This window comes from Staphylococcus sp. HMSC034C12 (genome assembly GCF_001835895.1).
In the GTDB taxonomy this organism is placed as follows: domain Bacteria; phylum Bacillota; class Bacilli; order Staphylococcales; family Staphylococcaceae; genus Staphylococcus; species Staphylococcus hominis.
This window is the reverse complement of the sequence record NZ_KV826304.1, coordinates 111,523-126,019: the sequence shown is the minus strand read 5'-3', so window position 1 is coordinate 126,019 and position 14,497 is coordinate 111,523. Positions and strand designations below refer to the sequence as shown.

The 14,497-nt window shown below is 30.2% G+C and carries 12 protein-coding genes; 1 reads left to right on the top strand and 11 read right to left on the bottom strand.

Translation table 11 applies throughout. The annotated features are described in order from the left end of the window. Positions 1 to 40 precede the first annotated feature (40 nt). The 4 genes from HMPREF2629_RS00630 to HMPREF2629_RS00615 all read right to left on the bottom strand — a co-directional run bounded on the left by HMPREF2629_RS00630 (position 41) and on the right by HMPREF2629_RS00615 (position 6,377). Positions 41 to 1,555 carry an ABC transporter permease/substrate-binding protein gene (locus HMPREF2629_RS00630; RefSeq protein ID WP_017175951.1) on the bottom strand — a complete coding sequence of 505 codons (1,515 nt, stop codon included), beginning with the start codon at positions 1,553 to 1,555 and terminating at the stop codon, positions 41 to 43. 3 nt (positions 1,556 to 1,558) lie between these two features. After that, on the bottom strand, positions 1,559 to 2,515 hold the full coding sequence (locus HMPREF2629_RS00625) for an ABC transporter ATP-binding protein (RefSeq protein ID WP_017175952.1): 957 nt from the start codon (positions 2,513 to 2,515) through the stop codon (positions 1,559 to 1,561). 189 nt (positions 2,516 to 2,704) lie between these two features. Further along, the gene (recQ, locus tag HMPREF2629_RS00620; RefSeq protein ID WP_070813028.1) at positions 2,705 to 4,483 is read right to left on the bottom strand and encodes a DNA helicase RecQ; all 1,779 of its coding nucleotides are present in this window, start codon (positions 4,481 to 4,483) and stop codon (positions 2,705 to 2,707) included. A 13-nt stretch (positions 4,484 to 4,496) separates the two neighbouring features. Then, positions 4,497 to 6,377, bottom strand: coding sequence for an ABC-F family ATP-binding cassette domain-containing protein (locus tag HMPREF2629_RS00615; protein WP_070813027.1), 1,881 nt, complete (start codon positions 6,375 to 6,377; stop codon positions 4,497 to 4,499). A 111-nt stretch (positions 6,378 to 6,488) separates the two neighbouring features. On the opposite strand from HMPREF2629_RS00615, the gene HMPREF2629_RS00610 reads away from it, so the two are divergent. Then, the gene (locus tag HMPREF2629_RS00610) at positions 6,489 to 7,307 is read left to right on the top strand and encodes a ZIP family metal transporter (RefSeq protein WP_002455634.1); all 819 of its coding nucleotides are present in this window, start codon (positions 6,489 to 6,491) and stop codon (positions 7,305 to 7,307) included. 291 nt (positions 7,308 to 7,598) lie between these two features. Here the strand turns inward: HMPREF2629_RS00610 and ltaS are convergent, their stop codons facing one another. From ltaS to HMPREF2629_RS00580, 7 genes are all read right to left on the bottom strand, one after another. Further along, positions 7,599 to 9,536, bottom strand: coding sequence for a polyglycerol-phosphate lipoteichoic acid synthase LtaS (gene ltaS / locus HMPREF2629_RS00605; RefSeq protein WP_017175955.1), 1,938 nt, complete (start codon positions 9,534 to 9,536; stop codon positions 7,599 to 7,601). 407 nt (positions 9,537 to 9,943) lie between these two features. After that, a complete protein-coding gene (locus HMPREF2629_RS00600; protein WP_070813026.1) occupies positions 9,944 to 10,948 on the bottom strand; it encodes a 5-oxoprolinase subunit C family protein in 1,005 nt (334 codons plus the stop codon). Beyond that, positions 10,948 to 11,652, bottom strand: coding sequence for a 5-oxoprolinase subunit B family protein (locus tag HMPREF2629_RS00595; RefSeq protein WP_019834929.1), 705 nt, complete (start codon positions 11,650 to 11,652; stop codon positions 10,948 to 10,950). Before HMPREF2629_RS00595 ends, HMPREF2629_RS00600 begins: the two co-directional genes overlap by 1 nt. Before the next feature lie 41 nt (positions 11,653 to 11,693). Next, entirely contained in the window at positions 11,694 to 11,900 is a 207-nt protein-coding gene (locus HMPREF2629_RS10820) for a hypothetical protein (RefSeq protein ID WP_049379636.1), read from the bottom strand. Between the two features lie 53 nt (positions 11,901 to 11,953). Continuing rightward, positions 11,954 to 12,562 (bottom strand): aminotransferase class IV, encoded by a 609-nt coding sequence (locus HMPREF2629_RS00590; protein ID WP_019834928.1) that lies wholly within the window; start codon positions 12,560 to 12,562, stop codon positions 11,954 to 11,956. Next, complete coding sequence (locus HMPREF2629_RS00585; RefSeq protein ID WP_070813025.1) at positions 12,563 to 13,705, bottom strand: chorismate-binding protein; 1,143 nt, start codon at positions 13,703 to 13,705, stop codon at positions 12,563 to 12,565. Then, positions 13,689 to 14,282, bottom strand: a complete 594-nt coding sequence (locus tag HMPREF2629_RS00580) for an anthranilate synthase component II (protein ID WP_017175960.1) — start codon at positions 14,280 to 14,282, stop codon at positions 13,689 to 13,691. The genes HMPREF2629_RS00585 and HMPREF2629_RS00580 overlap by 17 nt, the downstream gene beginning before the upstream one ends. Between the last annotated feature and the right edge of the window lie 215 nt (positions 14,283 to 14,497).

Here is a 14,497-nt window from a genome sequence, read left to right as displayed (position 1 = left end):
CTTATCCAGAAACTTTATGTCCCGGACTCTTTTTACAAATTTAATGTGATAATCCTTCTTTTTCTAAATATTGTTTAGCAACTTTATATGGATCTTCATTTTTCACTGTCACTTTATAATTCATTTCTTGCATTTGTTCATCCGTAATTTTATTTGATAATTGATTTAAAGCTTTTTTAATTTCCGGATGTTCTTTTAGAAACTTTTCTTTAAACATTGGAGCACCTTGATAAGGTGGGAAAACATGTTTATCATCTTTAAGTACTACCATATCATATTGTTTTAATTCAGCATCTGTAGAATACGCATCAATAAGATTAATGTCGCCTTTCTCTACTGCCGTATAACGTAGTTTAGGTTCCATTTGTTTAATATTAGAAAGATTCAAGTTATATTTTTTAGCTACTGCTTTATAACCATCATCTCTATCTTTAAATTCCATAGTAAATCCTGGTTTAAGTTGACCTTGTACTTTACGTAAATCACCAATTGATTGTAAATTATATTGTTTAGCAAAATCTCTTTTAACAGCTAAAGCATAGGTATTATTATATTTCATTGGTTTAAGCATCGTCATATCATATTTTTTCTCTAAACTTGCTTTAGCTTGGTGATATACATCAGCTTCTTTTTTAGATTTTAGATCCTCTTTAGTAAGTTCTCCTAGTACTGTACCTGTAAATTCTAAGTACCCATCTATATCGTCTGATTTTAACGCATTAAATAAGAATGAGGTTTTACCCATACCACTTTTAACATTAACTGTATCATGTGTTTCCTCTTCAATTAATATTTTATACATATTCGTAATAATTGAAGGTTCAGAACCTAATTTTCCTGCCATAGTAATCGTTGCACCTTTTTTACCAAAGAGTGGAACAACAATAACAAGTAAGATAATTAATAGAATAATACCTAGTGTAATAAGAAGTTTTTTATAAGATAATTTCGCCATATAACGCAATATAAAATCAAATAAAATAGCTAATAATGCAGCTGGAATAGCGCCAATCAATATAAGTGCTGTATTGTTACGATCAATGCCTAATAAGATCAAATCCCCTAATCCACCTGCTCCAATTAATGCAGCTAATGTAGCAGTACCAATAATAAGCACCATAGCTGTACGTATACCTGCCATAATGACTGGCATTGCAATAGGTAACTCGACTTTAGTTAAACGTCGCATTGGTTTCATACCGATACCTTTGGCTGCTTCTGTTAGAGAAGGCTCTACTTCTTTAATACCTGTATATGTATTTCTTAAAATAGGTAATAGCGCATATACTACTAATGCAATAATTGCTGGAACTTTTCCTATACCAAAAATTGGAATCATTAATCCAAGTAAAGCAAGGGATGGAATAGTTTGTAATACCGCTGCGATATTCATTACAACTTCAGATAAACGCTTTGTTTTAGTTAAAGCAATACCAAGTGGTACTGCAATTAAAATTGCGATAAATAAAGCAATAAAAGAAATTTGTATGTGCTCAAAAATTGTTCTTAGTAATTCTCCTCTACGATCATTGAGCGTTGTTAAAAATTCGTTCATGCTTTAACCCTCCTTATCATTTTTAGATAGATAGTCAAAAACATCTTCTCTTCTTAATAATGACTGTGTTAAAGCATGATTATTTTCTACAATGACTGCTTCATGTTTAGCAAGTATCTCGTAAATATCTTGAAGTTTCATACTATCTTTTATAATTGGGTATCCTTGTTTTTCGTCATATTCAGTAAGTGTTCTTGTAAGATTTAGATCGGAGATTTTTGAATTATTGATATCTTTATGCAAGTGATCGCCCATAAACTCTCGAACAAATTGATTTTTAGGATGCTCTTGGAATCCTTCAGGTGTGTCAATTTGTTCAACACGACCATCATTTAATAAACAAATACGATCTCCTAATTTCATTGCTTCTTGTATATCGTGTGTTACAAAAATAATTGTCTTTTTAATTTTCGTTTGTAATTCTAATAAATCATCTTGTAATTTTTCTCTACTAATGGGGTCTAACGCACTAAAAGGTTCGTCCATTAATATTACTGGAGGATCAGCTGCTAATGCTCTTACCACGCCTACACGTTGACGTTGTCCTCCCGATAATTCATCTGGTTTACGATCTCGGTATGTATTTGGATCTAATCTAACCATATCTAATAATTCATCTACACGTCGATGAATATCTTTGTCTTTCCACTTTTTCATTTGAGGAACTTGTGCGATATTTTCTTTAATCGTCATATGTGGAAATAATGCGATTTGTTGTAGTACATATCCAATATCCCAACGCATCTCATAAACTGGATAATCACTCACTGGCTTATCTTTAAAATAAATGTATCCTTCACTTAACGATATTAATCGATTAATCATTTTTAAAGTAGTTGTTTTTCCACAACCTGAAGGTCCGATTAAAATAAAAAATTCTCCTTCATTAATCTTAAAACTCACATCATCAACTGCAACATTCGTTCCATAACGTTTTGTTACATTTTTAAACTCTATCATCTTGTCACCTTCATTTCCTTCACATCACTATAAAATTTATATTGCTTATTTTCTATTAAATCATGTTTATTGATAAATTCATACTTAATAGATTTAAATACTAATTATTTTTTAACAATAAAAAATAAAACAACTTAAAACATTTTTCTAGCTTCTAAGTTGTTTTATTAAGTCATATTTAATTTTTTGTTAGATATTCGTTTTATATGATTGGATTGTTTCAAGAAATTTAGGACAATAATGTTTTAACTTATAGCTTCCTACACCATCTATCGCAATCATTTCTTGTTTAGATTCTGGTTTACGTTTAGCAAACTCTTCCAATGTATAGTCAGAAAAAATACTCACAGGCGCAATATTCAACTTTTCACTTAATTGACGGCGAACTTCTACTAATTCACTATATAAAGCACGATCAACGCCTTCTATTGTATTAATGAAAACTTTTTCCTTACTTTTATGTTTAAATGGCGTCGTATACACTGTGACGTCATTATTCAATAATTCTTTCACACTTTCATCACACGTTAGAATTTCATTATATTCATTTAAAAAGCCTTTAAACCGTAACTCATCAATTAAATGACTTAACTCTGAAGTAGTATAGTCTTTCATCAATCCATGTGTTGTAAGTTGATGATAATGATTGTATTTAATATAATCACTTAATTCTCCACGTAACACTTGAATAATAACATGATAGTTTTCTTGTTGACGCATGCGTGCGATACAACTAATAATCATTTTTGCTTCATTGGTCATGTCATAAGTTTTATTTTGTTGAATGCAATTACTACATTGACCGCATTCCTCTAGACGCGCATTCGGTTCAAAATAATGTACAATTGTCGCTTCTAAGCACTTTTTCGTTTTAGTATACTGAATCATTTTAGTTAGTTTCTCGCCCATTTTATCTTTATAATCATCATCTGCTTGCGAAACAGTAATAAAATATTCATGTAATCCTTTATCTCTTTCACTAAATAATAAAATACATTCACTTTTTAAGCCATCTCGTCCTGCACGACCCGCTTCTTGATAGTATGATTCAAGATCTCCAGGCATGTTGTAATGAATAACATAACGAACATTAGATTTATCAATACCCATTCCAAATGCATTTGTTGCGATAACAACTTTAATACGATCGTATACAAAGTCATTTTGAGCTTCTTCTCTTTCTTTATTTGTTAAACCTGCATGATAAATAGCAGAAGCAATATTTATAGATTCTAGAGATTCTTGTAATTCTTCTACTTGTTTACGTGTAGAACAATAAATAATACCTGCTTGATCTTTATGAGCTTTAGCATATTCAATAACAAAGTTTTGTCTTTGATATGTCGGATTTACTTTAAAAATGAGATTACGTCTTTTGGTACTTGTTTTAATTTCATCTTCTTTTCGGATATTTAATTTTTCCATAATATCCTGTTGAGCTTCGGCCGTAGCTGTAGCTGTAAGAGCTACAATCGTAAAATCTTGAGGTAGTGTAAACACTTTGTTTATGACGCTTTGATAACTAGGTCTAAAATCATGTCCCCATTTTGAAATACAGTGAGCCTCATCAAATGCAATTAAGTTAATATCAATTTGACTAAGCAACTTTAAAAAATAGTTACTTTCAAAACGTTCAGGTGCCACATATAAAAATTGAATGCCTTCAGTGATTAACTTATTTTCAATCTCAGATTGTTGTTTTTTATTTAAACTACTATTTAGATAGGCTGCTTTGATACCCATTGCTTTTAACTGATCCACTTGGTCTTTCATTAAAGAAATCAATGGACTTATTACTATCGTTGTACCACCTAACATTAAACCAGGCACTTGATAACATATTGATTTACCACCACCTGTAGGCAAGACACCTAATACATTATGATGATTTAATATTTTAGAAATTATCTCTTTTTGACCTGGTCTAAACGTATCATAACCAAAATAATGTGACAAAGTTGCTTCCATACTTACATTCCCCTTATTGCTCTTTTATTTCTTCTAATTCACTCCATCTCGTGATGTCTACATCATATGACTGCTCTAGATGTTCTTTTTCTTCATTTAATTCTTTTATTTTAGCGTAATCAGCGCTCGCTTCTACCATTTCAGCATCAATTTGCTCTAGTCTATGTTCTGTCGTTTCAATACGTTCCATTAGGGCTTCATATTCCCGTTTTTCTTTATAAGACAGTCCCGTCTTTTTACGAATGTTTGATTTAGTTTTAGGTTGTTGAGCTTGTTTTTCAAGTGTATCCTGTCGATCTTTTTCTTTTTTATAGGCCTCATAATCTTCGAATGTTCCAATAATACGTTCTAATTGGCCATCGTGAATGTACCAATATTCTTGTGCTACTTTGTTTAAAAAATAACGATCATGACTTACAGTAACTACTGACCCTCCGAATGTACTAATGTAGTCTTCTAAAATTGTTAATGTTTCAGTATCAAGATCATTGGTTGGCTCATCAAGTAACAGAACATTAGGTTGATGAACAAGCAATCTCAATAAATATAATCGTTTTTGCTCTCCACCTGATAATTTATAAATCTTTTTACCATGAGCAGCACTCGGAAATAGAAATCGCTCTAACAATTGAGTAACTGAAACTGAAGTACCATCTTTTTCTTTTGCCACTTCACTTTCTTCTCTCAAATAGTCAATCATACGTATATCACTATCCAAAGTTTCTTCTGTTTGTTTAAAATAAGCTATTTTTACAGTTTGGCCAACTTTTAATTCTCCAGAATAATCAGTATCATCTTGATTTAAAATATTTAACATTGTCGTCTTCCCTGCACCATTTGGGCCAACAATACCAATTCTTTGACCACTTTGAATGATTTCTGTTACATCTTTGAATAATATTTTATTTTGAATCTTTTTCGTTAAATGATCTAACTCAAATACTTGTTTGCCTAATCTAGAATAAGCAAGATTGAGTTGACCTTTATCTTTTTGATGATGAGATTGAACTTCTGTCTCTAAATCATTAAATCGATTAATTCGAGCTTGTTGTTTTGTCGTTCTTGCTTTTGCGCCTGTACGCATCCATGCAAGTTCTTGTTTATAAAGTGCTTTTTGCTTTTCTTGTTGTTTTTGTTCAATCACTTCATTTTCAGCTCTCATTGCAATGTAATCTTCATAGTTTCCTGGATAAGATTTAAGTTTTCCTCTATCTAATTCCACAATACGTGTAGCAATCTCATTTAAAAAATAGCGATCATGTGTCACAAATAAAACTGTATGTGGATATTGCTTAACATAGTTAATTAACCAATTAATTGATTCAAAGTCTAAATGGTTTGTAGGCTCATCTAACAATAACAAATCAGGTTGTTCAATAAGCGTCTTAGCTAAGACAACACGTTTTTGTTGTCCACCTGATAATTCTTTAATTTTTTTAGTCGTATGATTAATACCTAATTTTGATAAAATAGTTTTAATTTCAGCATTGTAATCCCATGCATGGTGTTGATCCATAAGTTCTTGAGCTTCCATCATTTTTTTAAAATTCGCATCGTTTTGATGTTCTGTATATATAGTCACAGCTTCTTCATATGTTTTAATAATACGTAAAGTATCTGTATCGGAACTTAGAACAGCTTGAAACACTGTCATATCACCATCTAAATGTTGCTTCTGTGAAGAATAACGAATACGATACTGATTAGGATGAGTTATATCGGCTGAAAAATCTTCATCTAAACCACCAATGACTTTTAATAAAGTACTTTTACCAGTACCATTTATACCTACAAGTCCAATTTTTTCATGTTCAGAAATAGAAAGATTTAAGTCATCAAAAATAACTTTATCAGCATATGATTTATTTAGTTGTTCTATTTTATACGCTTCCATATTTTTACTTCCTTTTTAATATCGAAATTTCAATATATTTCTGATAAGCTTAATTCAGTTCTATATATTATACACCTTTTTAATGCTAAATGATATAAGGAGAAAATAGATGTGATAGACTTTTTCGAAAATTTACCACCTTATCTTCAAGCACTTATTGCTGGTATTATCACTTGGTTATTAACTGCTTTAGGTGCTGCATCAGTCTTTATTTTTAAGACTGTAAACAAAAAAATTCTAACTTCTATGCAAGGTTTTGCCGCTGGAATTATGATTGCTGCAAGTTTTTGGTCTTTATTACAACCTTCCATTGATTATGGTACAAATGGTCATTTACCTGCTTGGTTACCTGCTGCGATTGGTTTTATTCTAGGTGGTGTGTTTATTAGAGGACTTGATGCAGTCATTCCACATATACACCAAAAAATCGGTGATAAAAGTCAATATCGAGAAGGCGTTAAAACTTCTTTAAGTAAAAATGCTTTACTAGTATTAGCTATCACTTTACACAATATTCCTGAAGGTTTATCAATTGGTGTAGCATTTGGTGGAATTGCAACTGGAAATGGACAAGCTACCTTTTTTGGAGCCCTTGGTTTAGCAATTGGTATTGGTATTCAGAATATTCCAGAAGGAGCTGCTTTGTCTATGCCGATTAGAGCCGCTGGTGCAACACGTTTTAAAGCATTTAATTATGGTCAAGCATCAGCAATAGTAGAACCTATTTTTGCAACTATAGGTGCCATTGCAATTATTTTTATCACTCCAGTACTACCTTATGCATTAGCTTTTGCAGCAGGAGCAATGATTTTTGTAGTTGTAGAAGAGCTTATTCCTGATTCTCAATCGGGTAATAATACAGATTTAGCTACATTAAGCTTAATGCTTGGTTTTGTAATAATGATGATATTAGACGTATCATTAGGATAATTAAATTAAAGAATAGGCCTGAGACATAATAAATTGTCTTAGGCATTTTTAATATATTGGCAGTCAATTCTAGTCTCGGGACTCCAACATAAAAATTTTCAATAAGAAAGTCTACGTCTAACGCAAGTTAAGAATGCGTTACCACAGTAAAACGAGGAATTCAAAATGAATTCTGTCCCACTCCCTTTCTTTTTTGTTTATTTTTAATGCAACTATAAAAAACCCGTAGATAAAACTTATCTACGGGCATTTAATATAGAATGTTGATTTTACACACTCTCTAATATTGAATTATTTTTGATTTCCATAAGGACCTATTTTGTAGTCATATTTTGACGGATTAATTTTTTTGAAATCTGGATTATTGTAGAATCTGAATAGGTCACCATTTAATACGTCGTCACTCATTTCTAAATCTTTTTCCACCTGTTTCTTATTTTTTTCTAAATCTTTAGGTGGCGTTGTTATTAATTCATTATTTTTATTTGAATATACTTTACCATTCACAAATTTATAATCTTTTGTGATGAAATCACCATTACGGAATGGAATCACATCATTATGATCTTTAGATAACATATCTGTACCCAACATTAAATAATTCTTCGAGTCAATACCAACTAAATTTAAAATAGTAGGCATAACATCCACTTGTCCAGCATATGTTTCATCTACAGTCCCATTTTTGCCAGGAATTTTTAACCAGAAGCCAGTACGATTTAAATCTGTAAATTTAGCTGGTGTAATTTGCTCACCCAGTAATTTTTCCATTGCATTGTTATGGTTTTCAGAAATACCATAATGGTCACCGTAAATCATAATAACTGAATCATCATATAACCCTTTAGTTTTCAAATCATTAATATACTGTTCTAAAGCTTGATCTAAGTAATGCGCCGTTTGAATATATCCATCTACAGTAGAATCGCCTGTATTCGGCTTATCAATACTTGCATCTTCTGAATTTAAAGTAAATGGATAATGGTTAGTTAATGTAATTAAATGGGAATAAAAAGGTTGTTTCATTTTAGATTGATATTCTGCTGATGCTTTAAAGAAAGGTTTATCTTTTAACCCTAAATTCACGACATTTTCATCCGACATATCATAATATGTTGCATCGTAAAATTTATCTATACCAAAATGTTTATAAATTTGATCACGGTTCCAAAATGTTTTGTAATCCCCGTGCATAACATCAGAAGTGTAACCTTCTTTTTGATCTAAAATTGCTGGTAAAGATTGATATGTGTTATCTCCTTTTAATGAATACGCAGATCCTTGAGGTAAACCATATAAACTATTATCCATTGTAAATTCTGAATCAGAAGTTTTACCTTGTCCTGTTTGATGGAAGAAGTTTGGATAATATCTAAAGTCATCGTTACCAGTTGATAATTTATTTAAGAAAGGTGTAACTTCCTTACCATTTACTTTTTTATTAATTAAAAATGTTTGAAAACTTTCTAAATGTATTTTTATGATATTTTTCTTCTTAGCAATACCATAATATTCAGGGTTTGGTTCCGTATTTTTTTGTTTCGTATAATTTAAAACACGAGTTAAATCATCTTCAGAAGCCAATGCTTTTTGTTGATTGTTTTGAATCGTTTTAACACCATCATATACAGTAAAATTATATGGTCCTAAATATTTAACTAAATATTTGTGATCAAATGTACGAGTTAATAATTCAGGTCGATCAGTTTCAGCAAAAGCTAAGTTTAAAAAGAACAATGCAATTGATGCTGCCATCACTACTGGTACAAACTTTTTACTAAATACACGTTTGTCTAACCAACTTCGTTTAAAAATTAAAATAAACAGATATACAATCGTATCTAAGAAATACACAAAGTCATACCATTTAAAAGAGGCACTTACTGCGCCCCCCATCGATTGAACGTTACTCGCTTGATTTAATGTACTAAACGTTAAAAAGTCTGAGAAGAACCTAAAATAAACAACATTAGCATAGAGTAAAAATGTTAATAAGAATCCTCCAATAAAAATAAACCAATATGCTTTCTTACCTTTAAAGAACAAAAAGATACTTAAAATAAGCGCGATTAAACTATATGGATTCATCAATAGTATTAAATTTTGAACTAATCCTTTAACACCTAAAGAAAAATCTACATAGTATGAGAAATACGTTTTCAAGGTTACTGTAAATACAGTCATTAAGAAAAACGCAAAAAGACTTATTTTTCTTTTGTGTAAACTCATGAATGTTTCCTCCGTTTATAGTTATTCAAATACGGCCATTTACAAATGCTATTTTTAAAATTTAATATATTTTTAAAACAATAAAATTTTTAATTATCATTTAATAAAAGAACACTTTTTATTACTACATTTAATTGTTAACTATTTATTAAAAAAATATGAATTTTGTAATATTTTTGTAATAATACTTCATAGTTCAATATATAAATATAAAGTATTTTTACTTATTTATCAAGAAAAAGCTCAAGTTCAGCCTTCCCATTTATATACCTAATCATTTCTAAATTGTTAAACTTATTGATATATTATAACGCCTAATCTATTCAATTTAATCAGACTATAGTCCTATACCTTTACATTAAAAAATATCATTAAAATATTAATGTTCAATATTTTGATGATATTTTTTATTTTAACATTTCTAATTGCATTCGAAATTCGATACCATGAAATAATTGATTCGTCCAATTACTAAACTTAACAGTATTTTTTTCAGCCGTTTCAATATCTATAAATTGAAATTTCAAACGAGATCCTTGTGGTTTTTGAGCTAGTTTAGTCAAATGATAGCTTGCTATAGTACCTATTTGTGGATAACTTCCAATAGTGTAATGATCATTTAATAAAATAATAGGTGTACCATCACGTTTTACTTGAATAGTGCCCTTTTTTACTGGTTGATACTCAGGCATATCTTCATAATATGCTTTAATACTAGGACCCTCTAATAACATCCCTACACGATTAGACTTATTCGTTACCTTGTACTCTCCATGTATAAATGTTTGTTGTGTTTCAGTATCAAAATCATTTGTTCCTTTATTAGCAATGACATGAAATACATCAGAAACATAATTAAACGATAAAGCATAACCATCAATTCCCCAACTTGTTGTTCGCTGATGTGCTAAATTTTCAAAAAGTTTACGGTGTCGTGATGTATAATCACGTTTCATTTCAATTTCATCGCCTTCTTGAAGTGTTCTTCCATGAAACCCTCCAACACCAACATTTAAATCTGTTGACGTTGAATTTAACCAAGAATCTAATTTAAATCCTCCTCCAATAGCTAAATAAACACGAGATGTTGTACTCGTTTCTTTGAAAGACAATACTTCTCCTTTTTCTACTAAATACAATTTATAAGGTTTAATTTTCATATTTTCTGTACACGCTTCAAAGTGATGACCTGTTAAGGCAATTAAAGTAGGCTCTGTGAATCTAATTTTCGCCATAATATGTGTCATTTCTAAAGTTGCTTCGTTTTTATCATTTGCTACAAGACGATTCGCAATTTCATGTCCTAATGTATCTAATGCACCGCCAGGGATGACTCCCTCATATTCATACCCTTGGCGTCCAAAGTCTTGGAACGTGCTAAAAAGTCCAGGTTTTTCTATTATGATTGACATTATTTAAAATCTCCTAATTCAGTATCATTTGGATTTTTAGGATGAAATAAGACATTATCTCCTAATTTTAATAAATTAAAGTTATCGCGCTCTGGTGAAAATAATTTAATTGGGGTATAGCCAATGACTAACCAATCGTTATAAGTATCTGTCGTTACAATGCCACATTTTTTCCCTTCAATAATGACAGAACCTGCAGGTACTCTTTTTTTCTTGTGACTGGTATGATTAACATATAATTTTTCATTCATTCCTGTTAAATAAGGAAAGCCTGGGGAATATCCCATCATAGAGACAAAGTAATGTGATTTTGAATGAAGTTGAATAAATTCCTCTTTGGATAGACGATAGTATTTTAATAGAGCCTCTAAATCAGGTCCAAATTGATCACCATAAACCACAGGAATATTATGAAAATGACACGCTGTTTGTTTATTTTCGATATGTTCTAATTCAGTCTGAATTGAATTTACAAGTGCCTTCATATATTGAAATGGCGATGAAATATTATAATGTTTAATCATATCTCGAGCATCATAACAAATCATCATACTAGACTCTGTAGGTACAATATCAGTGATGAAAGGTAAGTCTTTATTTAATAAATGTGTACGTACAGCAATTAAATTTTTTGTTACATCTTCAGCGACTTCTTGTTCAATATCTATAATAATCGCTTGGTCTCCTTGACTATAAATTTTCATTATTGCACCTCTTATTACATTCTAAATTATTTGAATCTATTTTATTGATGATAAAATAAATTTAATAAATGCGTAGCATATGGCATGATGGACTGAATTAAAAGATATACTAGTACAAATTGAAACAACACAGTCATTGTGCCTACAATACGCGGTAGCATGATTAGATTATCCTTCAAATATCGATTGATTATATATTTACTTAAACTATTGAGTAGTACGATAAGTATTAACCATAATAATGCCATAATCTTCTCCATTATTAACTAAATTAAATTTCACAATATTTATCAAATGTATTTTATATATAAATAGATACCCGAGCAACTTCACGTAGACTATTCAGCAAATAAACTTCTACTTCTTCATTTTCCAGTTTTATCATTAATTCATCTTTAGTATAATCTTTCAGCTTAAGTTTATGATTTTCTAATAAACTTTCTCTCATACATCCTCGTAAAAAATCTTTATTATATCGTGGCGTATAATAGTTTCCATTTTCTTTAATCATAATATTTCCAATATCAAATTCTAAAATTTTACCACTATCATCATACAGTAGTATCAAATCTGTTTCATGATTATGCGTTAAATATGTTCTTTCTGTTGTTTTATTTATAATAAATTTTTGTGGATAATCATTGTTAGACTTTTTAAAACGTGCAGTAAAAATGTCTTTAGAAGATAATGGCTGAATAACGTGGGTAAATTGTCCGTCTTTATCAATTTCTATTTTCAAACGATATAAGTGGTCATTATAATTTTGTTTTAAATTTTCAATATAACTATACCAAGCAATCTCTGAAAACTGAAAACCTAATTGTGAACAAGATTGACGTAGACGACGCGTATGATAGTTTAACCTTGGTATATGACCATGATTAAGTCGCATTGTTTCAAATAATTTCAATCATAACTCCTCCAATATTTTGGTTTTGTCTCGAAATTCTTGAATTTCATTTAATGGAACAGAATCAATGGTAATTCCCGCACCTACCCCGTAAAGAGCCAGATTATTTCGATATTCTATTGTTCTAATTGGAATGTTAAAAATCATTTTATCATCTGGTAACAATAAACCTATTGTGCCGCAATAAATATGTCTTGGACTGGTTTCTAAATGTTTGATATAAGTCATTGTACTTTGTTTAGGCGCACCAGTGATAGATCCACATGGAAACATTGCTGTTAAAATTGAATGAAGCGATATAGCATCTTCGAGTTGCCCTGTTATCATACTTGTCATTTGGTATACGGTTTGATACGTTTCAATAAAAAACAATTTATAAACCTCGATGGTTCCAGTTTTTGAAATTCTTGACATATCATTACGTAATAAATCAACAATCATTACATTTTCTGCTCTATCTTTATGAGAATACATTAATGCTTCATAATTCAACTGATCTTCTACACTATTTTTCCCACGTGGCATTGTTCCTTTCATCGGCTTACTAACAATAATGTTTGCTTTATTGTTAAACGTACCTTTTTGAAAAAATAACTCTGGAGAAATTGACGCAACTTTTACTTCTTCGGTATCTAATAAAGCTGTATAGCCACCGTTATTGTTGTGAGTTAAATAGGTATATAACGTTGAAATAGGATAATGTACTTTACTGGATAAACGAGTAGTATAATTAACTTGATAAGTATCTCCTTCTGTAATAGCTTCTTGTATTTTAATAATTTTTCTTCTCATTTGTTCTTCACTTTCTTGAAATTGAAAATGATGTACTGAATGATATTGTATATTATCCTTATTATTATCAGAGTTTAAGGGTTGATTAAAAGCGTATGCAGCAGCGTATACTTCTTTTTCTATTAAGTGATACGTTTCTAATTGATTATTAAAAAATGGCGCTGATTCATAAGTTAAATATAACGCTACATAATGCCCCTTTTTCTGTTGTTCTTCAGCAAATTGAATAACTTCACCTACTTCTTCTAAAGAATAGGCAATTGATTTTGAAATATATTGATCAAATCGCAATTGATAATTGATGTAGTCATCTTCATTAGTATAATAACGGTAATTAAACGTAATATTCATGTGTTTTTCCTACTCTCTCTATAAAGTATTGAATCTGCTGATGACCATATTCACTTAATATAGATTCAGGATGATACTGTACTGCAAAAATAGGTAGTGTATCATGTTCAAATGCCATCATAATACCTTCATTATTTGTAGCTGTAATATTTAATTGAGAAGGTAATTGTTGCCTATTAGCAATTAAAGAATGATAACGCATGACATTAAAATTTTGAGGTAACTGTTTGAAAAGTCCTTTACCTGTATGCATTATAGGTGTTGTATGACCATGAACGGGCTTTGGCCCATGCATAATTTCCCCTCCATAATATTCATAGATGAGTTGAAACCCTAAACAGATACCTAATATAGGCACCGATGAGGCGTATCTATCTAAAACGCTTTTCAAAATTGGATAGTCACTTGGTTTTCCCGGACCTGGAGATATGACAATAGCTTCAATTGTTAATTCTTCAAGTAATGCTACAGTCACTTCTGTTACCTTTATTACCTTTACACAATGAGAAGTTTTTGTTTTTATGTAATCAATCAAGTTATATGTAAATGAATCATTATTATCTATGACTATAATCATAATTATTTCCAACCTTCAAAATAATATATTAAAATACAATTTTTATATAAGCGCTTTTTTTAATATTCTATAAACTAGCACTTGATTTTAAGATATGAATATATTAAGCTATCTATCGTATAATTCGAATATAAAGAGGTTCCTAGCTGAAACCCTCTATAAAAAACTAGACCTTTGTAGAAATATTTATATAAGCTTTTTAATGTACATATGTT